This is a genomic window from Exiguobacterium aurantiacum (assembly GCF_001766415.1).
GTDB classification, from domain to species: domain Bacteria; phylum Bacillota; class Bacilli; order Exiguobacteriales; family Exiguobacteriaceae; genus Exiguobacterium; species Exiguobacterium aurantiacum_A.
Map to the genome: position 1 here is coordinate 948,924 of NZ_MKXO01000001.1, position 23,591 is coordinate 972,514.

General features: G+C 51.7%; 23 protein-coding genes. 2 read left to right on the plus strand and 21 right to left on the minus strand.

What is annotated here, in order from left to right:
* Window positions 1–7: 7 nt before the first annotated feature.
* From hemA to BJU60_RS04910, 17 genes are all read right to left on the minus strand, one after another.
* Window positions 8–1,351 (minus strand): glutamyl-tRNA reductase, encoded by a 1,344-nt coding sequence (gene hemA, locus BJU60_RS04825; RefSeq protein WP_070327719.1) that lies wholly within the window; start codon window positions 1,349–1,351, stop codon window positions 8–10.
* 186 nt (window positions 1,352–1,537) lie between these two features.
* Complete coding sequence (locus tag BJU60_RS04830; RefSeq protein WP_070327720.1) at window positions 1,538–2,710, minus strand: AI-2E family transporter; 1,173 nt, start codon at window positions 2,708–2,710, stop codon at window positions 1,538–1,540.
* Between the two features lie 141 nt (window positions 2,711–2,851).
* Window positions 2,852–3,808: a reverse transcriptase family protein gene (locus tag BJU60_RS04835; protein WP_070327721.1), complete on the minus strand. Its 957-nt coding sequence runs from the start codon at window positions 3,806–3,808 to the stop codon at window positions 2,852–2,854.
* 771 nt (window positions 3,809–4,579) lie between these two features.
* A complete protein-coding gene (gene yihA, locus BJU60_RS04845) occupies window positions 4,580–5,176 on the minus strand; it encodes a ribosome biogenesis GTP-binding protein YihA/YsxC (RefSeq protein WP_070327723.1) in 597 nt (198 codons plus the stop codon).
* Window positions 5,173–7,476 carry an endopeptidase La gene (gene lon / locus BJU60_RS04850; protein WP_070327724.1) on the minus strand — a complete coding sequence of 768 codons (2,304 nt, stop codon included), beginning with the start codon at window positions 7,474–7,476 and terminating at the stop codon, window positions 5,173–5,175. Before lon ends, yihA begins: the two co-directional genes overlap by 4 nt.
* A 72-nt stretch (window positions 7,477–7,548) precedes the next feature.
* The gene (gene clpX, locus BJU60_RS04855; RefSeq protein ID WP_016508522.1) at window positions 7,549–8,817 is read right to left on the minus strand and encodes an ATP-dependent protease ATP-binding subunit ClpX; all 1,269 of its coding nucleotides are present in this window, start codon (window positions 8,815–8,817) and stop codon (window positions 7,549–7,551) included.
* Window positions 8,818–9,027: 210 nt separating this feature from the next.
* Entirely contained in the window at window positions 9,028–10,320 is a 1,293-nt protein-coding gene (gene tig, locus BJU60_RS04860; RefSeq protein ID WP_070327725.1) for a trigger factor, read from the minus strand.
* Window positions 10,321–10,418: 98 nt separating this feature from the next.
* A complete protein-coding gene (locus BJU60_RS04865; RefSeq protein ID WP_070327726.1) occupies window positions 10,419–11,324 on the minus strand; it encodes a hypothetical protein in 906 nt (301 codons plus the stop codon).
* A 545-nt stretch (window positions 11,325–11,869) separates the two neighbouring features.
* Window positions 11,870–12,382, minus strand: a complete 513-nt coding sequence (locus BJU60_RS04870) for a metallophosphoesterase family protein (protein ID WP_070327727.1) — start codon at window positions 12,380–12,382, stop codon at window positions 11,870–11,872.
* Window positions 12,383–12,387: 5 nt separating this feature from the next.
* Complete coding sequence (locus tag BJU60_RS04875; protein WP_070327728.1) at window positions 12,388–12,978, minus strand: XTP/dITP diphosphatase; 591 nt, start codon at window positions 12,976–12,978, stop codon at window positions 12,388–12,390.
* Entirely contained in the window at window positions 12,975–13,724 is a 750-nt protein-coding gene (gene rph / locus BJU60_RS04880; RefSeq protein ID WP_070327729.1) for a ribonuclease PH, read from the minus strand. The genes BJU60_RS04875 and rph overlap by 4 nt, the downstream gene beginning before the upstream one ends.
* Entirely contained in the window at window positions 13,717–14,523 is an 807-nt protein-coding gene (gene racE / locus BJU60_RS04885; RefSeq protein ID WP_070327730.1) for a glutamate racemase, read from the minus strand. The genes rph and racE overlap by 8 nt, the downstream gene beginning before the upstream one ends.
* A gap of 117 nt (window positions 14,524–14,640) precedes the next feature.
* Window positions 14,641–14,904 (minus strand): phosphocarrier protein HPr, encoded by a 264-nt coding sequence (locus BJU60_RS04890; protein WP_021066838.1) that lies wholly within the window; start codon window positions 14,902–14,904, stop codon window positions 14,641–14,643.
* A 72-nt stretch (window positions 14,905–14,976) separates the two neighbouring features.
* Entirely contained in the window at window positions 14,977–15,417 is a 441-nt protein-coding gene (locus BJU60_RS04895) for an acyl-CoA thioesterase (RefSeq protein WP_070327968.1), read from the minus strand.
* 9 nt (window positions 15,418–15,426) lie between these two features.
* On the minus strand, window positions 15,427–16,215 hold the full coding sequence (sdhB, locus tag BJU60_RS04900) for a succinate dehydrogenase iron-sulfur subunit (RefSeq protein WP_173647397.1): 789 nt from the start codon (window positions 16,213–16,215) through the stop codon (window positions 15,427–15,429).
* 8 nt (window positions 16,216–16,223) lie between these two features.
* Entirely contained in the window at window positions 16,224–17,981 is a 1,758-nt protein-coding gene (gene sdhA / locus BJU60_RS04905; RefSeq protein WP_070327732.1) for a succinate dehydrogenase flavoprotein subunit, read from the minus strand.
* Window positions 17,982–17,996: 15 nt separating this feature from the next.
* The gene (locus tag BJU60_RS04910; RefSeq protein WP_070327733.1) at window positions 17,997–18,614 is read right to left on the minus strand and encodes a succinate dehydrogenase cytochrome b558 subunit; all 618 of its coding nucleotides are present in this window, start codon (window positions 18,612–18,614) and stop codon (window positions 17,997–17,999) included.
* Window positions 18,615–18,837: 223 nt separating this feature from the next.
* Between BJU60_RS04910 and BJU60_RS04915 the strand changes: the two genes are divergently transcribed.
* On the plus strand, window positions 18,838–19,230 hold the full coding sequence (locus BJU60_RS04915) for a YslB family protein (RefSeq protein WP_254281642.1): 393 nt from the start codon (window positions 18,838–18,840) through the stop codon (window positions 19,228–19,230).
* 35 nt (window positions 19,231–19,265) lie between these two features.
* Here BJU60_RS04915 and uvrC read toward each other — a convergent pair whose 3' ends face one another.
* Window positions 19,266–21,050: an excinuclease ABC subunit UvrC gene (uvrC, locus tag BJU60_RS04920; RefSeq protein WP_070327735.1), complete on the minus strand. Its 1,785-nt coding sequence runs from the start codon at window positions 21,048–21,050 to the stop codon at window positions 19,266–19,268.
* A 71-nt stretch (window positions 21,051–21,121) separates the two neighbouring features.
* Between uvrC and BJU60_RS04925 the strand changes: the two genes are divergently transcribed.
* Window positions 21,122–22,435, plus strand: coding sequence for a dihydrolipoyl dehydrogenase family protein (locus BJU60_RS04925; protein WP_070327736.1), 1,314 nt, complete (start codon window positions 21,122–21,124; stop codon window positions 22,433–22,435).
* A 37-nt stretch (window positions 22,436–22,472) separates the two neighbouring features.
* On the opposite strand, the gene mnhG is transcribed toward BJU60_RS04925, so the two are convergent.
* Genes mnhG through BJU60_RS04940 form a run of 3 tightly spaced genes read right to left on the minus strand, consistent with a single transcriptional unit; the run spans window position 22,473 to window position 23,591 of the window.
* Window positions 22,473–22,832 (minus strand): monovalent cation/H(+) antiporter subunit G, encoded by a 360-nt coding sequence (gene mnhG, locus BJU60_RS04930; protein WP_070327737.1) that lies wholly within the window; start codon window positions 22,830–22,832, stop codon window positions 22,473–22,475.
* Window positions 22,810–23,109 (minus strand): Na(+)/H(+) antiporter subunit F1, encoded by a 300-nt coding sequence (locus BJU60_RS04935; RefSeq protein ID WP_016510029.1) that lies wholly within the window; start codon window positions 23,107–23,109, stop codon window positions 22,810–22,812. Before BJU60_RS04935 ends, mnhG begins: the two co-directional genes overlap by 23 nt.
* Window positions 23,106–23,591 carry a Na+/H+ antiporter subunit E gene (locus BJU60_RS04940; RefSeq protein ID WP_016510024.1) on the minus strand — a complete coding sequence of 162 codons (486 nt, stop codon included), beginning with the start codon at window positions 23,589–23,591 and terminating at the stop codon, window positions 23,106–23,108. Before BJU60_RS04940 ends, BJU60_RS04935 begins: the two co-directional genes overlap by 4 nt.

Below are 23,591 nucleotides of genomic sequence, written 5' to 3' on the forward strand. Positions count from 1 at the left end.
GTTTGTATTAGCGCATCAACGCGCGAAGTGGTGCTTTAGCCGCCATCGCTTCTAGCTCTTCCGGTTCTGTGTCCGCAGTCGGAACGTCGACGTCTAGCGCGAACGCTTCGACGAACTGGGCGATGCGCGTGTTCGCGTCCGGTTGAGCGGCCGCGTCTTTAATGTAGTCGATCGGTTCACGCAGCATGTGGTTGATGATCGACTTCATGTGCTTGCCGATGACTTTCTTGTCCCGGTCCGACAGATGGTCGAGCTTGCGCTCAAGACTTTCCATCGTCTCTTCTTGGACGCGGAGCGCTCGTTCGCGCAACTCGTTCATGATCGGCACGACACCGAGCGTGACGAGCCATGCTTGGAACTCTTGAATCGCCTCATCAATCTTCACTTCAATCTTTTCGGCCTCGACGAGACGGGCTGCCAAGTTTTTATTGACGATCCCGTTCAAGTCATCGACATCAAACAAACGGACGCCCGGAAGCGACCGGACCGCTGGATCGATATCTCGCGGCACGGCAATGTCAATGAGAAGAAGTGGTCGTTCCCGACGCAACAATTGCGCTGCGGCGACGTCGTCATACGCGATAACGGCTTCTTTGGCGCCGGTCGAGCTGATCAAAATATCGGCATCGAGCAGTCCACAGGCGATCTCGCGGATCGAGTGGGCCCGGCCTTTGAACTTGGCAGCGACCGCTTTCGCTTTACTTTCAGTCCGGTTGAAGACGGCAATTTGTTTGGCGCCGGCTTCGAACAAGTTGAGCGTTGTCAGCTCACCCGTCTCACCTGCACCGACGACGACAACTTGTTTGTCATCGAGGCGCGTGTACATCTCTTGGGCGAGCGCGACCGCAGCCGAGCTGACCGATACCGACATTTCCCCAATTTGCGTGTCAGTATGGGCCCGTTTGGCGAGCGTCACGGCTTCTTTGAACAATTTATTAAACACTGTCCCCGTCGTCCCGTTCTCTTGGGCGCGGAAGAAGCTTGACTTCACTTGTCCTAAAATCTGCGTTTCCCCGATGATCATCGAGTCGAGACCCGACGTGACACGGAACAAGTGACGAATCGCTTCCTCCCCTTCACGGATCGACAAGTATGGTGTGAACTGATCCATCTCAAGATCGAACCAGTTCGCTAAAAAACGTTTTGTATAATAACGACCCGTATGGAGCTGGTCTGTGACGACGTATAGCTCGGTACGGTTACAGGTCGACAAAATAACCGATTCAAAAATGCTTTTCTCTTCGCGGAGCGCAATCATCGCATCCACGATTTCTTGCTCCCCAAACGAGAACTGCTCCCGAATCGCGACAGGGGCTGTCTTGTTATTTAGTCCAACGACGACAATATGCATGTACCTCTTCCCCTCATCTAAAATCACAGTGGCGGTTGTCATTTCTTTTTTACGTCTCTACCGTACAGTATAACAATTTTTATTTAGGAACTATAATCTTCTGTTCGATTTTCGTGAAATAATTTAAGAACTTTTTGTGACGAAAAAAAGTAGAAACGGTCAAATTGGCCATTTCTACTTGTTTTGTCATTTAAGTGACGATGAATCTGTGATAATCGTACTTTCCGGCTTGTCTTCTTCTTCCGACTCGAGGTAATGTTGTCGCTCTTTCAATTTGTAGATGCGGACGATGTTTTTGACGACGACTTTCGCCACCGCATACGTCGGAACCGCGATCAACATCCCGATGATCCCAGCCAGGTTACCGGCCACGAGCAAGACGATGATGATCGTGAGCGGATGCACTTTGAGCGTTTTCCCTTGAATGAGCGGGGAGATGACGTTCGCCTCGATCTGTTGGACGATGATGATGACGAGGATGACCCAGAGCACTTTGATCGGATCTTGGATGAAGGCGACGACGACGGCCGGTGCCGCCCCGAGGAACGGTCCGACGTACGGGATGATGTTCGTCACCATCATGAAGAGTGCGAGCAAGATGGCGTAGTCGACACCGACGATCCAAAGACCGATGAGCGACGTGATCCCGACGAAGAACGCGACGATCAGTTGGGCGTGCACGTAGTTCTTAACGGTCGTGTGCATGTCGTTCAAAATTTTACGTGTCTCTTTCTCATAGCTCGATGGCAACAGCTTGACGATCGAGTCCGGCAAATGCTTCCCGTCAAGCAGCATATAGAGCAACATGAACGGAATGACGACAATCGTGATGACAGCTGATGTAATGAATCCGATGACTTGGCCGAATGAAGAAGCAATATTGCCAAAAATATCACCGAGGTATGTGGTGACATTGTTAGTCAAGTCGGTGAACATGTCATCGTTTTCCGCCATGAAGCGCGACAGGAACTCGTTTTGCATGAGCGAGTCACGCACTGAGAACGCTTGTTGCTGCAACTCTTTGGCGATGCTCGGCATCGCGTTGACGAGATCGGTCACTTGTTCGACGAGCACGGGCCCGAGAATACTGAAAACGAGCGTGATGATCAGGATAAGCGATGTTAGCGTGATTGCGACTGACATGCCACGTTTCCCGGACCGTCGTTCTAAATAATCGACGACTCCAACGAGAAAATAAAAGAAAAGTCCTGAAATAATAAGCGGTACCGTGACGAGCGCCAATATGACTTGGATCGGTTCGAACACGAATGAAATCTCTGTCCCGACCAAGATCACTAAGAAAATCGTCAACGTCCAAAATAAGAAGCGATACCATTTGCTTTCAAACATTCTCTGCATCTTTCCACCTCGTTCATTAATGTATTGCTATACAATATGACAATTATACGATACTTACCCGTTCACGTAACCCTAAAAACAAAAAGACGAGGGGGTTATCCCTCGTCTTAGAAAATCAGAGCTATTGGCTGTTCTTATTGTCTATGAAGTTATAGCGTTGCTTATTTCACGAATTATTCGCACCTTATTTTTTATGTGCTTAATATTTTCAATCGATTCCACTCGACTAATCGAGGCTAAAATACCATCAACTGCATCACACATGTTAACAATGTTCGTCTGATCAAAAGAAGATAAATAGAAGTCATTCAGTAATTTATCGTACGTTTTATATAGTTTTAAATGCATTGAGTTTGGTATCAAAAGTTTATGGTCACGAATAACCGCACCAGTAACCTTTACTCCATTACTATTTTTAAGAAGTCTACTTTTATCCTTGTTAACTTGGAATTGATAGCTCTCTATCAGTTTGATAATGTCCCTTTTTGTTCCCTTACTAATAAAGTGTTGAGAAGAAAAAGTAAGGTCATCGTAGTAGCATGAAAAAGTTATGTTCTTTGAAACCGAAATATTATTTAATTGTTCAAAAAACTCAAGATAGCATAAATAGCTAAGGTAAGGACTAGTTGGATACCCTTGAGGAAGGTAGTCAAGCTTATTTGTTTCTCGACTACTTGCGGTAGTAAGTAATGTACATATTTTTGCTACATCAATAGACATATTCATTTTGTATCTAAAAAAACGATAAACAAAATCAGAGCTTGTAGAAGGAAAAAAATCTTTTATGTCTATTAGGCAGAAACACTTATTATTTTTGTGAAATTCAGCATTCATTATGTAGTCACGATTTTTAATACCACCAAAAACATAATTAGCGGCACCAATTGGATAGAGTAGCAATAGCATTCTTTTCAGTAGTTGTTTATGAAAATATGAAGGGTTATATAGTAATCTTTTCTTCCCATTAATTTCAGCAACAAAAGGTTCAACTGAAAAATACTCTCTCACCGCTTTCAATTTCCTGGCATCTATACGTAGTAAATTAGCCAGATGTTTTTTACTTTGCACATTATATAGAATAGATTTTTCAAAATTCATTTTTGTAAAGTCCTCATATCATAAAATGTGCAGGAGCTAATGAGTTTAATAATGTACACAGTGAATTCGTGCACATTCATAAAAAACAACGAAAGACCGTATGAAAGCACCGCAATTAAATGTGCAAGTACTTTCAGCCCACCAGCGACGAGCGTCACCCATGTCAAGCCGCTATACAGCAACTTTACTCTCGAGTTCTTTCTTTTACTCTCAAAACGATCCATACGAGTTTTTTGGTTCATACAGGATTTCTCCTTTCTAAAAATGTAGGAAGTTAAAAACTTCCCCTCTGCTCACATTTTTAGAAGACGAGGAAATGGATCGAATTAGCTCCTACAATTTTAAACCTCTGCTCGGTAAGAAACACAGAATCGAGGTTAAGTGATTGCAACACGAAGATCACCTATCGTGGATACTTGAGACTTTCAACGTAATAGGTGTGTGATAGCTCGTTATACAATTACACCACGCCAAAAGAAGGCAATTATATTGTGCAGAGATATTCCTCTTTTTGACTCGCACCTTAATTTTAACCTCTCGAGGCTTCCATCACAAGTAAAGAACAACAGTAGACAAGCTTGATATAGGAAAAAGAAAATGGCCACCAATTGGTGACCGTACGCATCGTTTGTCTGTGGAGCCGTAGACTCCTACGGGAAAAGCAAGCAAAAGAAGACCCAGCAGCGACAAAGTCGCGATGCGGCTTCTTGCTTGCCCCGAGGAAAGCGAAGGCTCAAAAAGACAAACGCAGTAAATATTTTTTATTGAAAATCAATCTTCTTCGCGTGTCAACAAATCGTAGATGGCTTTCCACGCTTCGTCTTTTCCTTCCGCCGTCTCGGCCGAGAAAGAGACGAATCGGTCAGTCGATTCGAATTGAAGCTTCCGCTTCACGGCCGCCTCATGTTTCTGGCGCTGCGCTTTCTTGATCTTATCGAGTTTCGTCGCGACGACGATGACCGGAATCTCATAATGTTTCAAGAAATTGTACATCGTCACGTCATCACCCGACGGCTCGTGTCGGATATCGACCAAGAGGACGACACCTTTGAGTGCGCTTTGCGACGTCAAGTATTGCTCCATCATGACGCCCCACTTCTCACGCTCGGTCTTCGAAACTTTGGCATACCCATAGCCCGGGACGTCGACGAACATGATCTCGTCATTGATGTTGAAGAAGTTCAGCGTCTGCGTCTTCCCCGGTTTTGATGATGTCCGGGCGAGTGCTTTACGCTGACAGATCTTGTTGATGAATGACGATTTCCCGACGTTCGAACGGCCGGCGAGTGCGACTTCTGGCAACTCGTGGACCGGATAATGGTCCGGCGCCACAGCACTCGTAATAAATTCTGCTTTATTGATTTTCATTGTTTTCCTCCAAATGCTACTTCTAATACTTGATCGAGCATCGTGACCGGGACGAACGTCAGTTTTTCACGGACGGTGTCTTGAATATCATCGATGTCACGTTCATTGTCTTTCGGGATGATGATGGTCGTGAGTCCGGCCCGATGCGCGGCGAGCGCTTTTTCTTTCAAGCCACCGATCGGCAGGACACGGCCACGGAGCGTGATCTCTCCGGTCATCCCGATATCACGCCGGACTTTCTTCCCGGTCAAGGCCGAGATGAGCGCCGTCGCGATCGTGATCCCGGCGGATGGCCCGTCTTTCGGGACGGCACCTTCCGGGACGTGGATGTGCACGTCTTGCCGCTCGTAGAACGTCGGGTCGATCCCGAACCGTTCCGCGTTCGAGCGGACGTAACTGTACGCCGTCTGCGCCGACTCCTGCATGACGTCACCGAGTTTCCCCGTCAACTGCAGCTTGCCTTTGCCCGGTGCGAGCGCGACTTCGATCGTGAGCGTATCACCGCCGAACGCCGTGTAAGCGAGGCCTGTGACCGCTCCGATCGAGTCTTCCGTCTCGCCTTTGCCGTAACGATACTTCGGTTTCCCGAGGTAGTCGCTTAGGACTTTGAGCGACACGGTGACACGTTTCTTCTCGCCGATCGCGATCTGTTTCGCCGCTTTCCGACAAAGCGATCCGATGACACGCTCAAGGTTGCGGACGCCGGCCTCGCGTGTGTAGCGGCGGACGACTTCATAGAGCGCGTCTTCTTTAATCGTGAGCTGGCTCTTTTTCAAGCCGTGTTCTTTATATTGTTTCGGAATCAAGTGACGTTTCGCGATCTCGACTTTTTCGAGCTCCGTGTAGCCGCCGATTTGAATGAGTTCCATCCGGTCGAGGAGCGGGGCCGGAATTTGCGAGACGTCGTTCGCCGTCGCGATGAACAGCACGTTCGACAAGTCGAACGGCTCCTCGATGTAATGGTCCGAGAACGAGACGTTCTGTTCCGGGTCGAGCACTTCGAGCATGGCCGAAGCCGGGTCGCCCCGGAAGTCCGACGCCATCTTGTCGATCTCATCGAGCAAGAACACCGGGTTCTTACTTTCAGCTTGCTTCAAGCCACGGATGATCCGGCCTGGCATCGCGCCGATATACGTCCGGCGGTGACCGCGAATCTCAGCCTCGTCACGCACCCCGCCGAGCGAGACGCGGACGAAGTTACGTTCGAGCGCCGAAGCGATCGAGCGGGCGAGCGACGTCTTCCCGACCCCAGGAGGTCCGGCGAGACAAAGGATCGGTCCACGCAGCGAGTTCGTCAATTGACGGACCGCCAAGTATTCGAGGATCCGGTCTTTGACCGATTCGAGCCCGTAATGGTCGTCGTCGAGGACACCGGCCGCATGTTTGACGTCCAATTTATCTTCGGTTTCAATTCCCCACGGCAGCGAGACGATCCAATCGAGGTAGTTGCGGATGACCGCGTACTCAGGTGACGTCGCCGGGACGACGTTCAACCGTTCCGCTTCCCGCATGACGTTCTTCCGTGTCGTTTCCGGCAAGTCGAGCGCCTCGAGCTTCTCAAGGAGACGGTTCGGTTCCGACTCTTGCGACTGGTCCCCGAGTTCTTGTTGAATCGTCTTCATCTGTTCACGTAAGTAATACTCTTTTTGCGCTTGTTCAATCGTCTTCTTCGTCCGTTCACGCAACTCTTGTTCGAGCTCGATGATCTCGACTTCGTGCGTCATGATCTCGAGCAGTTCGAGCCCGCGTTTGACCGCGTCTGGTTCTTCAAGCATCGCTTGGCGAATGTCGACATCGACATCGAGTTTCGATGAGATGTAGTCAGTGAGCGATTCGAGCCGCTCATACATCTCAAACCGACGACGCTCGTCCGGTGACAAGCCTTTGATCGTCCCAACGAGTTTGCCGAACTGTTCTTTCAAGAGCCGCACGAGTGCCGTCCGCTCGACTTCTTCCCCTTCAACGAGTTCGAGCGAGTCGACGTCAGCAAACCAGCCGTCTTTCGTCGCTTCGACGGCGTTGATTTTGACGCGTTCTTTCCCGACGAGGCGGACCCGTACCGTATCGTTCGACAGTTCGCTCATCTTGGCGATATGGACCCGCGTCCCGATCGCGTAAAGGTCTTCCGGTTCAGGTGATTCTTTGCCTGTCTCTTTTTGTGTGACGACAATCAAGTCTGTCTCGTGTTCCTTTGCGGCAAGGAGTGCTCGTAATGAGAGCGGTCGCCCGACGTCGATCGTCACTCCGATCAGCGGATAAACGACAACTCCACGCAAAGGAAGAATTGGTAATTGTTCCATTACAACGCCTCCTGTGCAAAAAGGCCCAAAACTCGGTTGTGCCGAGTGTTTGAGCCTTTTTCGTTAAGAACTTTAAGCTGTTTCTTGGTTGTCCCCTGTCTGTTCGACAGTACCATCACGGAGAACATATTTCGGACCGGCAAGACCCGTAATCGTTTCGTCTGTAATGATGACTTTCTCGATATCGTCACGCGATGGGACGGTGAACATCACATCGAGCATCATTTCTTCGATAATCGAGCGGAGACCACGTGCACCTGTCTTACGTTTGATCGCAAGTTTGGCAATTTCAATCAACGACTCGTCTGTGAACGTGAGTTCGACATCGTCGAGTTCGAGCATCTTCACGTACTGACGGACGAGCGCGTTTTTCGGCTTCGTCAAGATTTCGACGAGCGCTGACTCGTCGAGTGTCATGAGCGTCGCCATGACCGGTAGACGTCCGATAAATTCAGGGATCAAGCCGAATTTTTGAAGGTCTTCCGGCAATGCGCGGGCGAGCAAGTCTTCTTGCGTCATCTCGCGATTTTCTTGTTCGTTCCCGAAACCGATGACTTTCTTCCCGATGCGGCGTTTGACGACCGCTTCGATGCCGGCGAATGCGCCGCCGACGATGAAGAGAATGTTCGTCGTATCGATTTGGATGAACTCTTGATGCGGATGCTTCCGTCCACCTTGTGGCGGTACGCTCGCAGTCGTCCCTTCAAGAATCTTGAGCAAGGCTTGTTGGACCCCTTCACCAGACACGTCACGCGTGATCGATGGGTTTTCCGACTTGCGGGCAATCTTATCGATTTCATCGATATAGATAATCCCTTTTTCAGCCTTCTCGACATCGTAGTCAGCCGATTGGATCAGCTTGAGCAAGATGTTCTCGACGTCTTCCCCGACGTAACCGGCTTCCGTCAAGCTCGTCGCATCCGCGATTGCGAACGGGACGTTCAAGACGCGAGCCATCGTCTGAGCGAGAAGCGTTTTACCGCTACCAGTTGGTCCGATCATGACGATGTTCGACTTCGAAAGTTCGACATCATCAGAACGGCCACCGGCGTTGATGCGTTTATAGTGGTTATAGACAGCTACCGAAAGCGCACGTTTCGCCCGGTCTTGGCCGATGACATACTCGTCAAGGACGTTACGGATCTCTTGTGGTTTTGGAATGTCTTTGAATTCGACTTCTTCTTCGACACCGAGCTCTTCCTCAACGATTTCATTGCAAAGTTCAATACATTCGTCACAAATGTATACGCCAGGACCGGCGACTAGTTTACGGACTTGTTCTTGCGATTTCCCGCAAAACGAGCATTTAAGTTGTCCCTTTTCCTCGTTAAATTTGAACATTCGGTACACCCCTTCTGAATGAAAATGGATGTAAGTGCGATAAATCGCCTATTTGTATTTTCAGGTGCAAAGCACTCACGAAAAAACATTTACATCTCTGCGTTGCAATAATTGTAGCATGAACATATAGCGACATCAAAGATTAACACATACAAAGTGTCATTACAGAAAAAAGGACGACTGCGTGGCAGTCGCCCTCATCTCATCTAATTACTTCGCTTTACCAGTTTCAACGAGGATGTCGATCGCCTTACGGAATTTGAGGTCACCTTTAAGTGTCTCGATTCCGCCTTGCGGTGCGAGCATCGTACGGAGTTGGTCCGGTGCGATGTTGTAGAGTTTAGACATTTCTTCGAGTTCTTTCTCAGCATCTTCATCAGTTACTTCGATCGCTTCTTTTTCAGCGATTGCTTTCAAGACGAGACGAGCTTTAACGCGCTCTTCAGCTTGCTCTTTCATCTCTTCACGCATAGCTTCTTCTGTTGTGCCAGTGAGTTCGAAGTACATGTTGAGGTCGATGCCTTGTGAAGATACACGAGTACCGAACTCTTGAACCATGCGGTCTACTTCTTGGTCGATGAGGATTGCAGGTACGTCGATTGTCGCGTTAGCAGTTGCTTGCTCAACGAGTTGGTCGCGCATCGTGCCATCAGCTTCTTGTTGCTTCGCAGCTTCTAAGCGCTCACGAATTTTCGCTTTCAACTCGTCGAGTGATGCTACTGACTCGTCGATGTCTTTTGCGAACTCGTCGTCGAGCTCAGGAACTTGCTTCGCTTTTACTTCGTGAAGTTTGACTTTGAACGTCGCTGGTTTACCCGCCAAGTTGTCAGCGTGGTACTCTTCAGGGAATGTTACTTCGATGTCTTTTTCTTCACCAGCAGTCATGCCTACCATTTGCTCTTCGAATCCAGGAATGAATTGACCTGAACCGATTTCAAGTGTGTAGTTTTCAGCCGTGCCACCTTCGAATTGCTCGCCTTCAGCGAAACCTGCGAAATCAAAGACAGCTGTATCGCCGTTTTCGACTGCGCCTTCTTTAACAGCAAGTTCTGCGCCTTGCTCTTTGAGGGCGTCAAGTTCTGCTGCGACTTCTTCGTCTGTGACGTTCGTTTCTACAGCATCGTACTCGAGACCTTTGTAGTCGCCGAGCTCAGCTTCTGGTTCAACCACGAATGTTACTTTGAAAGTAACCGGCTGACCTTTTTCGAGTGTGCCATCAACGTCGATGTTTTCGAGAGCCATTGGTTCGAAACCAGCTTCTTCGACTGCAGATTGGATTGTGTCACGGTAGAGGATATCAAGCGCATCTTGGAAGAGTGCTTCTTCTCCGTACATTTTGTTGAACATTGGACGTGGCAATTTCCCTTTACGGAAGCCAGGTACGTTCAAGTTTTTGACGACATCTTTAAATGCTGCGTCGACTGCTTTATTGAATGCTTCTGCAGGTGCTTCGTACGTGAGTACGCCTTGGCTACCTGATGTTTTTTCCCATTTTGCTGTCATGCTAAGTCCCTCCAACAAATTCGTTTATTCTTCTATACCGTACAAAAATGTACAACAATCAGTATTATAGCATAAATCCGGTGACTGCACACAAGGATTTAGTCTAGAAACGCTTGCGTGAACCGGATATCCGCCTCTAAAATTTCAGCCGCGAGCCCGTCTGTTTCTTCATCGTTCAGGATCGCTGCTTTCGCTCTCACGACGGCTGTTTCGATTTCAGATGCCTCACCCGGTGTGAACGGATAGTGCGTATACATGTAGTTCATGAGCAGTTGCGTCGCGATTTCGTCGCCTTTGACGGCCTTCTGCAAATCGTGGACCACATGCTCCCATTCGTCCATCTTCACTTGTGCCTCTGCCTGCGTCAGCCGATGATGCGTTTCGAGGTCGACCCATTCGATGACGGACAGTTCTTCGAACGCTTTTTCGAGCACGATCAGCTTCATCAATTTCGGGCGATCTTCAAGGAGCAGTCCCTTCAATACGTTGTCGAGTACGTCATCGATATTGAAATGGACGTGCTCGAGCAGTTCAATCTGTTCCCCGACACTGCCACGATGAACCGTCCGTTTCAGTTTGGCGATGGCCGCCGGAAACTCGGTCATCTTAAGTACTTGGAGCACTTGGTAAGCTTGGGTGTTCACTTGATCGGCCTTGTCTTGCCACTCTAAATATTGATGGATCCAGTGTGCCGCCTCGAAAGGTTGGTCACGCATGATGTAGTACTGGGCAATTTGAAGCCCGCCGGCTGCCGGTTCTTCTGCCTCATGAATCTGCGTCGTGACGAGTTCTTCGAGTTTTTCAAGCGTTTCCGGCTCTTCCGGACGCTCCATCAAACATTGAAAAATTTCCATGAAAATAAACTGATCGCCTTTGACGGCTGCGTACCAATCCCATAGGATCGGCTCGACCCGTTGCCGCTCCCCGGCCGCGTCCGCTTCTTGAATCATCTTCTGCAGCCGCGACCAGTTCCCTGGAAACGGGTACTCCCGCTCTTTTTCCATCTTCACACACCCTTTCTTCCATCCATCTCCATCTTCCTTAGGAATTGCTGCGTTGTCAATCAATACCCCGGAAAACGAAAAAAGAGACAACCTCCGTGGAGGCTATCTCTATTTTAAATGGAAGTGTCCCAAGAGGGATTCGAACCCCCGACCGACGCCTTAGCTTACCACCATGGCTTTCGCCACCAACGCATGTTGTTTGTAGTCTGGACTATATCTTCACCATTTCAGGTGCGACACGTGTAGTCTCTACGGAACCTCACGAACAAATTGTTCCTTCAATGGTTCTACCTCTAAAGGCTGACCCTTTAGTCCTTTGAACCACCTTGACCTCGAAAGGATACAAGTTTCCTCGGTATTACCATCAGCATGATCTGTTAAGGCTTCACCGATATAGTGTCGTCCACTCTATAGGTTTCTGTTTCCCTATAAAGGCTCCTATTTGTCTTGAAGGGCGTTGCTCTATCCAGCTGAGCTATTGGGACATTGACAAGAAAACTATAATAGAAAAATGCTTTGCTGTCAATTGGTTCTTTCTGTTTTGTTCAAAGTTGTCCTGACAAGTCCAAATCTTCGACGGGCGTCCCGTCCTCAGACCGGTAAAACCGGACCGCTGCCTGACCGGCGTCAAGGTCGATCAACGCGTACGTCTTGTCCGAGCGTCCGCGCGGCATCCGGATCGAGCCCGGGTTCACGTAGAGCACCCCGTCTTCGATGACGGCCCCGGCCACGTGCGAGTGACCGTACAAGACGACGTTCGCCCCGATTTCCTCGGCCCGATAACGCAACCGGTTCAAATCGAACTTCACGTCATGGTGATGGCCGTGGACGATTAAAACCGTGCCTTCAGGTGTCGCTTCGATCCGTTCGAGCGGCAAGTCGCCCCCAAAATCGCAGTTGCCGCGGACGGTCCGATACGGCAGCAAGTGCTCGTCGACGAGCGCGAGCTGGGAGTCGCCGCAATGGAACGCGTCCTCAATCTCAGTTTCATGCCGAGTAAAGATAGTCGATAGTTCGTCTGTCAATCCGTGACTGTCACTGACTACGAGAAAACGCATACACCTCAACCTTTCATAAATGGAATGATTTCTGCCTCTAGTTTTCTTAACGCCTGACCGCGGTGACTGACCGCCGCCTTTTCGTCACGCTCGAGCTCTGCTGCCGTCTTATGGAGCGATGGGACGATAAAGAGCGGGTCGTACCCGAATCCATTTTCCCCGTGGGGCGCATAGCCGATCGTACCTTCGATCGTCCCGCGCACGGTCAACATCTCGCCTGTCGGTTTGGCGAGGCAGAGCGCGCAGACAAAGCGGGCCGAGCGATCGTTCGCCCCGTTCAACTTCTCGAGCAGGAGCGCGTTGTTCGCCGCGTCCGACTTCTCAGGACCGGCGAAGCGGGCCGAGTGGACGCCTGGGGCACCGTCGAGCGCATCGACTTCAAGCCCCGAGTCGTCGGCGAGGACGGCGTGTCCGAAGTAACGGGCCGCCTCGGTCGCTTTCAGTTCGGCGTTCGCTTCGAACGTCGTGCCCGTCTCATCCGTTTCCGGTGCATCCGGATAGTCCAAGAGCGATTCGACTTCAAATCCGAGCGGCGTGAGCATCCCTTCGATTTCAACCACTTTCCCTTTGTTGCGTGTCGCGACAATCAGTTTCATATCGTTTCCTCCATTTGTTCCCCGACATACCACCATGAGGCACCGAGCGCGTCTTCTGCTGCTTTGAACAGCGTCTCGATCCCGCCTTGGGCCATCTGGAGCATCTCATTCATTTCTTGTAGCGTGAACGTCGCTTCTTCACCCGTGCCTTGCACTTCGACGAAGCGTCCGCTCGCCGTCATGACGACGTTCATGTCAACTTCGGCCGCCGCGTCTTCTTCATAGTTCAAGTCGAGCAACAGCTCGTTCGTCCGACCGACCGAGATGGCGGCGACGCCTTCTTTGATCGGTGTGTCGCCGAGCTTGCCTTGACGGATGAGCGCGTCGACCGCGAGCACGAGCGCACAAAAACCGCCTGTGATCGACGCTGTCCGTGTGCCACCATCCGCTTGGATGACGTCACAATCGATCCAGATCGTCCGTTCACCGAGCCGTTCCAAGTCGACGACCGAACGGAGCGAGCGCGAAATCAACCGTTGAATCTCCATCGTCCGTCCTGTCTGCTTACCGCGAACGGATTCCCGGACGGTCCGGTTGCCCGTCGCCCGTGGCAGCATCGCGTACTCGGCGTTGATCCAGCCTTGCTTCTTCCCGCGCAGGAAGTTCGGGACGCGTTCTTCGACCGTTGCCGTACAGATTACTTTCGTGTCCCCGATCGAGATCAAGACCGAGCCTTCGGCATGTTTGTTCACGTGCGGAATGATCTCAACGGTCCGCAGTTCATCATGTTGTCTTTCGTTACGCATCGACACCAGACACCTCTACTTTCTCCGCTTTCACGGGTTGGCCAAGCCATTCTGTCGCCAATCGGTTGAAGATGGCGACATCCCCGGTCGCATAAAACTGATGCGTCGGGATGGTATCCAAATCGTTCTCAAGTTCTTTAAAATCAAGGATCGCTGCCACTTCGAGCGCTGTCTCATCACCTGACGAAATCAAATGGACATCGGGTCCGACGACGTCTTGGATGACCGGCGCAAGCAACGGATAATGGGTGCACCCGAGGATGAGCGTGTCCATCTCCGAAGCTTGGAGCGGCAGGATTGTCTCGGCGACGATCGACCGGACGCGTTCGCCGCTCAGTTCGCCGGCTTCGACGAGCGGAACGAACGGCGGGCAAGCGAGCGAATAGACATCAATCTCGCCCGCGACGTGACGGAGCGCCGTCTCGTACGAATTGCTTTCGACCGTCATCTTCGTGCCGATGACACCGATATGTTTGTTGCGCGTGCCTTTGACGGCGGCCCGGGCGCCCGGGTCGATGACACCGATGACCGGGATGTTGAGGCGCTTGCGCGCTTCTTTCAAGACGACGGCCGTCGCCGTGTTGCAGGCGATGACGATCATCTTAACGTCTTTTTCTAATAGGAATTCAATCAATTCCCACGTATATGCTTCAATCTCATCGTGCGGGCGCGGCCCATACGGACAGCGCTCCGTGTCGCCGATATAGATGATTTCTTCTTTCGGCAGCTGGCGGATCAGTTCTTTGACTACGGTCAAGCCGCCAACACCTGAATCGAGTACTCCAATCGCTCGTTTCATAAATATCACTTCCATTCCCATCTATCTTACCAAAAAAGCCGTATCCAAAAAAGAAACGGTGTCATGACAAACAAAAAAGACGAGGTAGCCGATTGGCCGCCTCGTCCGTTGCTCGAATTACTGAGCAAGACCTTCGCTAGTGAGCATGTCAGAGAGCGTGTTAACCGCTTCTTCTGCATCGTCACCTGCTGCAGTGATCTTGATTGTTGAATCTTTAGCGATTCCGAGTGAAAGTACACCCATGATCGACTTCAAGTTAACTGTCTTACCGTTGTACTCAAGGTTGATATCTGATTGGAACTTAGAAGCTGTGTTGACCAACTGAGTAGCTGGACGAGCGTGGATTCCTGAATCAGCAACGACTGTGAATGTTTTTTCCATGACGTGATAGTCTCCCTTCAAATCTGAATTCTGCAGGCGAACCGGCAGAAATTTTTGTTTGTGAACTCATTATCAAATGATAGCGGATTCGCAAAAATTCTGCAAGCGATTTTTATATTCTGGAGTCCATTCGGCCGGGCGACCGGCTTTTGACAAATGCACGAGGCTCGTACGGCCCGCGAACATGAGTTGATCTCCATCATATGCGCCGTAATGAATATCACATGAAGTGTTTCCGACCGTCAAGACATTGGCATACACCTTCAACTGTTGCCGCGGCATCACTTGTCGGACGTAATCGCACTGGGCGTCCGCCACGACGACGAAACCGTCTTTCAAGGAAAATCCTGTCGTTTCGAGCAGCTCGATCCGCGCATCCTCAAAATAGATGAACGGGATCGTGTTATTCATATGGCCGTACGGGTCGCACTCCGAAAAGCGGACTTTGACGTCGAGCTCGATTCCTGACCTGACACGCGTTTCCCAACCGGGTTCCCGAAAATACTTTGACATCGACAAACGTTACGCCTCGACCGCAGAACCGGTGCGACCTTTGTCGCTGCCGAAGAACTGTTTGAACGAGTGAAGCGTCGTCTGACGGTTCATCGCGGCGATTGACGTCGTGAGTGGAATGCCTTTCGGACAAACCTCGACACAGTTTTGCGCGTTTCCGCACTGCATGATGCCCCCGTCTTCCATGAGCGCTTCGAGACGTTCTTCCGCGTGGAAAGCGCCGGTCGGATGCGAGTTGAAGAGACGGACTTGTGAGAGTGCGGCCGGGCCGATGAAGTTCGACTTGTCGTTGACGTTCGGGCAAGCCTCGAGGCAGACACCGCACGTCATACATTTCGATAGTTCATACGCCCATTGACGTTTGTTCTCTGGCATCCGTGGTCCTGGACCGAGGTCGTACGTGCCATCGATCGGTACCCACGCCTTCACTTTTTTCAAAGCGTCGAACATGCGCTGACGGTCGACTTGAAGATCACGGATGACCGGGAACGTCTTCATCGGAGCAAGGCGGATCGGCTGCTCGAGTTTATCGACGAGCGCCGTACACGACTGGCGCGGCTTGCCGTTGATGATCATCGAACAAGCGCCGCACACTTCCTCAAGACAGTTCATGTCCCAGGTGATCGGTGTCGTCTTGTTGCCTTCGGCGTTGACCGGGTTGCGGCGGATCTCCATGAGCGCCGAGATGACGTTCATGTTCGGACGATATGGGACCGAGAACTCTTCCGAGTAGGTCGCTTGATCCGGACCGTCCTGGCGTTCGATGATAAAACGAATATCTTTATGCTCAGACTGCATCGGCGTCGTCATTTCGTCTTCGCCCCTTTCTTCGAGTAATCCCGTTTACGTGGCGGGATTAACGAAACGTCGATCTCTTCAAACGAGATATCGACTTCCCCTTCGTTGTAACGTGCCATCGTCGTCTTCATGAACAACTCGTCATTCCGTTCCGGGAAGTCCGGTTTGTAATGAGCGCCACGGCTCTCGTCGCGTTTAAGGGCGCCGAGCGTGATGACGCGCGCGAGGTCGAGCATGTGGTCGAGTTGACGGATGAACGAGGCACCTTGGTTGCTCCAGCGCGCCGTATCGGTCGCTGAGATGTTGTTGAAGCGTTCACGTAGCTCGCGTAGCTTCAAGTCTGTCGCTTCGAGCTTATCGTTGTAACGAACGACCGTGACGTTGTCGGTCATGAGTTCGCCGAGTTCCCGGTGAATCTGGTAGGCGTTCTCCGTACCTTCCATCGCGAGAATGTCATTGAACCGCTCGATCTCTTCACGTTCGTTGAAGTTGAAGAGCGCTTCTGGCACGCTCTCGGTCGCTTGGTCGAGACCGCGCATATAGTTGACCGCCGCAGGACCGGCCTCCATCCCGCCGTAAACGGCAGACAAGAGTGAGTTCGCGCCGAGACGGTTCGCCCCGTGCATCGAATAGTCACACTCGCCGGCTGCGAACAGCCCTGGGATGTTCGTCATTTGATCGTAGTCGACCCATAGTCCGCCCATCGAGTAGTGAACGGCCGGGAAGATCTTCATCGGTACTTTACGCGGATCGTCGCCGACGAACTTCTCATAAATTTCAAGAATACCGCCGAGCTTGATGTCGAGTTCTTTCGAATCTTTATGCGACAAATCGAGATAGACCATGTTCTCGCCGTTGACGCCGAGCTTTTGGTTGACGCAGACTTCGAAAATCTCACGTGTCGCGATATCACGCGGTACGAGGTTTCCGTAGTCCGGATACTTCTCTTCAAGGAAGTACCAAGGTTTTCCGTCTTTGTATGTCCAAACACGTCCACCTTCTCCACGCGCCGACTCACTCATGAGCCGAAGCTTGTCGTCCCCTGGGATCGCCGTCGGGTGGATTTGGATGAACTCCCCGTTGGCGTAGACGGCACCTTGGCGGTAAACCGCACCGGCCGCTTGCCCTGTGTTGATGACCGAGTTCGTCGATTTGCCGAAGATGACACCTGGGCCGCCTGTCGCGAGGATGACCGCATCCGATGGAAACGCTTTAATTTCCATCGAGCGTAAATCCTGACAGACCGCACCGCGGCAAATACCCGTTTCGTCGACGATGGCACGGAGAAACTCCCAGCCCTCATACTTCTCGACGAGACCTTGCGCCTCGAAGCGACGGACTTGTTCGTCTAGCGCGTACAAGAGCTGTTGCCCTGTCGTCGCGCCGGCGTAAGCCGTCCGATGATAGAGCGTGCCCCCGAAGCGGCGGAAGTCGAGCAGACCTTCCGGAGTCCGGTTGAACATGACGCCCATCCGGTCGAACATGTGGATGATCTTCGGTGCCGCTTCCGCCATCTTTTGGACTGGCTGTTGGTTGGCAAGGAAGTCCCCGCCGTAAACCGTGTCATCGAAGTGTTGCCAAGTAGAGTCCCCTTCCCCTTTCGTGTTGACGGCTCCGTTGATGCCGCCCTGAGCACAAACTGAATGTGAACGCTTGACCGGTACAAGCGAGAATAGTTTAACCGGAACACCCATCTCTGCCGACTTGATTGTCGCCATGAGTCCAGCTAGACCGCCACCGATGACGATCAAACTTTGATTTGCCATATACATTTCCCCCTATTACAAGATGCCCGCGAACGTCAAGATTGAACGGATGCCGACAAAAGATAGTGCCAAGAACACGGCTCCAGAGACGTAGCTCATGAAGTGTTGTGAACGCGGCGACTGTGTGATTCCCCACGTGATGGCAAACGACCAGAGACCGTTCGCGAAGTGGAACGTAGCCGAGAGGATCCCGACTATGTAGAAGATGAGCATGAGCGGATTGTCGACGATGTTTTGCATCATCTCCGCATTGACCTCGACGCCACGCAACTTCGCCAAGCGCGTTTCCCAAACGTGCCACGCGATGAAGATGACGAGGAATACGCCCGTGAAGCGTTGGATCATGTACATCCAGTTCCGCGCGTACGAGTATCGGTTCGTGTTGACCGAACCGAGGAAGGCGTAATACACGCCGTACACACCATGGAAAATCATCGGCAAAGCAATGATTGTCACTTCAAGGAAGTACAAGTACGGTAAGCTCTCCATGAATTTTGCTGCCTTGTTGAACGATTCCACCCCATCGACGATATAGTAGTTGACCGACAAATGGACGATCAAAAACAGACCGATTGGAATGACCCCAAGTAGCGAATGGACTTTACGACTGAAATAGTCACGACGCGCTGCCATTCTAGTTCCCCCTTTTCACGAGCCCTTGGCTCGTTTTGTAAATAAAAGCGTTTTCAAATGTAAATATAGCTTTCTGTCTCCTATTCTACTCTTGTGAAATTTGTATGACAAGATAACCTAGCCGATTTGTCCCACATTCTTTTAGAAAATACCCGGTGACCAAATCCAAATTGGTCGTTATAATGGTATAGAGAGATTGGAGTGATGGAATAAAATGGAAACGATGAGCCAACCCACTTTCGCGATCGAACTGCTTCGCGACTATGTGTTGACAGATTTGCTTGGGGACGATTACGCCCAAGTCATCTATTGGTCCGGGAAACGGGTCGCCCGCAAATTCCCGACGATGCCGAATGAAGAACTGACTGCGTTCTTTTCGGAAGCCGGTTGGGGGCAGTTGACGCTCGTGAAAGAAAAAGAGAGCAAGTTCGTGTTCGAACTCACTCCGCCGCCTGCGACCCAAGCGAAAGCGAACGGATATTACCAACTCGAGGCTGGGTTTTTGGCCGAACAGATTGCCGGTCGTTTCCAATGCGTCGCTGAAGGCTATGCCGACCCGGGGCGTCAGGCCGTCCACATCACCGTCCAATTAGACCAAAAAGATACGTACGAATGACGAAGAGCCGATGCGACGACCGCATCGGCTCTTTCTCATTCATCTGTCTTCTCATGCACATGCTCGAGCACGATCTCGGCGAGCTTCTCAGGTAGCCCCGCTTCTTTCAACTGTTCGAGCGAGGCGAGGCGGATCTGTTTCATCGACCCGAAATGACGGATCAGTTGCTGACGCCGCTTCGGTCCGACACCCGGGATATCGTCGAGCACCGACTGCGTCATCTTCTTCGTCCGCAAGCTGCGGTGGAACGTGATGGCGAAACGGTGAACCTCGTCTTGCATCCGTTGCAACAGATAGAACGCGCTTGACCGCGAATTCAATTCGACGACACCGCCGCCTTCACCGAACAGAAGCTGGCTCGTCCGGTGGCGGTCATCCTTCTTCAGCGATCCGACCGGCAAATCGAGGCCGAACTCATTCTGCAACACGTCAAGGGCGGCGTTCAACTGGCCGAGTCCCCCATCGATCAATAGAAGATCCGGCAGACGTTTCTCCTCGGTCAACAATCGCCGGAAACGGCGACGGACGACTTCGCGCATCGTCTCGTAATCGTCTGGTCCTTGGACGGTCCGGATCTTGTACTTCCGATATTCTTTCTTGAGCGGCTTGCCGTCCTCAAAGACGACGAGCGCCGAGACGGCGTCAGCCCCTTGGATGTTGGCGTTATCGATGATGTCGACGCGCGACAAGTTCGGGATACCGATTGCCTCACCGAGTTCACGCATCGCGAGCAATGTCCGCTCTTCATCACGCGCGAGCAGTTCGAACTTCTCGTTCAAGGCGATGCCCGCGTTTTTCGTCGCGAGCTCGAGCAACTGTCGTTTCGCCCCGCGTTTCGGTTGCATCACTTTCGTCCCGAGCGCATCAACCAATAGATCGATACGGACGATCTCTGGGACGAGCACTTCTTTCGGCAACACGTTCTGCTCATAGAACTGGACGATGAAGCTCTCGAGTTCTTCTGACGGTTCCCCGTGGAGCGGGAACAACGAGACGTCGCGTTCGATCATCTTGCCGCCGCGCATATAGAACACTTGGACGCACATCCAGCCCCGGTCGAGCGTATAGCCGAAGACGTCGCGCGCCGTCGGGTCGGCCGTGATCATGTTCTGTTTGTTCATGATCGATTCGACGGCCCGGATCTGATCGCGGAGCTCGGCCGCCCGCTCGAACTGCATATCCTCGGCCGCCTGGTGCATATCGACTTGGAGCTTGGCGAGCGTCTCGCTCGTCTCCCCGTTCAAGAAACGGCGGATCTCTTGGACGATCGACTTCTGCTCGTCGGTGTCGACAGCGAGTTCACAAGGACCGAGACATTGGCCGATGTGGTAGTACAGACAGAGCTTCCGTGGCATCGGCTGACATTTCCGGAGCGGATACAGCTTGTCGAGCAACCGTTTCGTCTCGTTGGCGGCGTAGGCGTTCGGGTATGGCCCGAAGTAATGGCCGCCGTCCCGTTTCAACTTACGTGTCGTGAGCAGCCGCGGGTACGGCTCGTTCGTGACTTTAATATACGGATACGATTTGTCGTCTTTCAACCGGATGTTGTATTTCGGGTCGTGTTTTTTAATGAGCGTCATCTCGAGCAAGAGTGCCTCGAGCTCGCTCGCCGTGACGATATATTCGAAGTCGCGGATCTCGGCGACGAGACGCATCGTTTTAATATCGTGTGCCCCAGTAAAATAAGAGCGGACGCGATTCTTTAAGTTTTTCGCTTTCCCGACGTAGACGATCTCGCCATACTCGTTCTTATGCAAGTAACAGCCCGGTTCGTCCGGGAGCAGCGCCAATTTATGTTTAATGTGGTCAGTTTGACTCAAATTTTATCACCTCAGTTTAGCTTCCTCCAAGACGGGAAAAAATTGGTGTAGTCTCAGAGGGAGGGTTTTTGATGAAACGATATGACGTAATCATCATCGGCAGCGGTTCGGCAGCGAGTCAAGCCGCGAGCGTTTTACGCGACGCCGGTAAACGGATTGCCATCGTCGAGAATTGGACGTTCGGCGGGACGTGCCCGCAACGCGGGTGCGATCCGAAAAAGATGCTCGCGGAAGGGGCGGAACTCATCGCCAAAGTCGAACGCATGAAACCGCTCGGCGTCAAAGGAGACATCACGCTCGACTGGCACGCCTTCAAGCGACGTGTCGATGAATACCGCTTCGCCATCCCGACGACGAAGATGCACAAGTGGAAAGAAGATGACATCGACTTATACGAGGGCGAGCCCCACTTTATCGATGAAGACTCGATCGTCATCGAAGGCCATGAGATCTCGGCACATCAGTTTTTGATCGCGACCGGCCAACTCCCGCGACCGCTCAACATCCCGGGCGGTGAAGACGCCATCACGAGCGACGACGTGTTCGACCTCGAGGACGTGCCCGAGCGGATCACCATCGTCGGTGCCGGATATATCGCGTTCGAGTTCGCGCACATTCTCCGCCGGTTCGGCTGCGCTGTCACGCTCCTCATCCGGTCGCGGGCGCTTAAACAATTCGACCGAAAAATTGTGAAGCGGCTCATCGATGAGACGGTCCACATCGGTATCGACGTCCGGTTTGGGCTCGAGCCCGTCAAGCTCGACGGGAACATCTTGACGTTATCAGATGACTCTACCCTAGAAGGGCTCGTCCTTAACGCCACGGGTCGTATCCCGAGCATCGAGCGGCTACGGTTGGATGCGGCCGGCATCGAGGCGGACAAGGACGGGATAACCGTCAACGACTATTTACAGACGACGAACGCGAACGTCTATGCGGCCGGCGACGTCGCCAAAAGTCCGAACCCGGCGCTCACCCCGTTTGCCGGGCAAGAAGGACGGATCGCCGCCCTTAACCTGTTGCGGAACAACACACGTCCATTGCCGGAGCGTCCGGCCCCGACGGTCGTGTTCACGACGCCGCCAATCGCCAAAGTCGGTCTGACGGTCGACGAGGCGAAATCGCTCGGGATCGACTATGAATGCAGGGATAATGACATATCCCACTTTCTTACGTATGAACGGGTCAATGACGCGACCGCCTTCTCGCGCGTCTTACTCAGCAAAGACGGCCGCGTCATCGGCGCTCACTTGATCGGGCAACACGCGCCCGAGCTCATCAACTTGTTCTCGTTTATTATACAAAACAATATCAGCCATCAACACGTTAAGCACTTAGAGTTCGCCTATCCGACGTCCGCCTCTGATTTGACACACTTGATGTAAAAAAAGGCTCTTCCATGTCGTATGGAAGAGCCTTTCGTCATTCGATCCCTTTATCCTTATCTTCTTTGAGCGCGTCCTGTAACGACTTCTCCCAGAGCGGGACGCCTTTAGCGTGAGCCGCCCGAGCGAGCAAGTGTCCGCCGACCGGTGCGGTCAACAAGACGAAGAACAAGCCGAGCAAGAGACGCGCGTCGAAGACGCGTTGGTCGACCCAGACGTGGAGCACGGCTGCGAACAAGACGAACATGACGCCGAGCGTCGCCGATTTCGATGCCGCGTGCGTCCGTGAATAAATGTCAGGTAGGCGGATGAGACCAATCGCCGCTACGACCGTGAAGAACACCCCGATGATCGTGAAGACACCGGTCAATATATCAAAGATCGTTGTCGCGGTCATGATGGATGATCTCTCCTCTCTCTAAGAATTTCGAGAACGCCACCGTACCGATGAAGGCGAGGATACTGAGCAAAAGGATGACCTCGAAGAACATCGTCGTATCGAGCAAGATCGACAATAGCGCGACGACCGAGATCAACGCGATCCCAATCGAATCGAGCGCGATGACGCGGTCAGCCGTCGTCGGTCCTTTAACGACCCGATACAACATAAAGAACATGGCGAGCAATAAGATGGCGAGCGAGATGTAGATTAAAATGTCCAACCAGTGCATCATTCTGTCGCCTCCTTAATACTCGATTCAAAGTTTTCATAAATGTCACGCTTGAGCGCCTCTTTATCCGGCATATTGAGCGCATGGATGTAGAGGATCTTGTTGTCTTGCGAGACTTGAACGACGAGCGTCCCTGGTGTGAGCGAGATCAACATAGATAACAGGCTGATTTTCCAACCTGATTTAAGCGTCGTTTCGTAACGGAAAATACCCGGTTGAATCTTCAATTTCGGGCTCAAGACGAGACGTAACACCTCGAAGTTCGCCATGACGAGCTCTCGCGAAAAGATGAGTAGCAATTTGAACAGCTTGATCACGCGTGTGAAGTAGAAACCTGTTCCTGATTCTTGGAAAAACCGTCGCATCATAAAGATGACGAGAAGACCGAGCAAGTACCCGACTAGGAAGCCGCTTGTCGTGAAAGATCCCGTGAGGAACATCCAGATGAACGCCAAGAAAAAATTAATTAATATTTGATAAGCCAT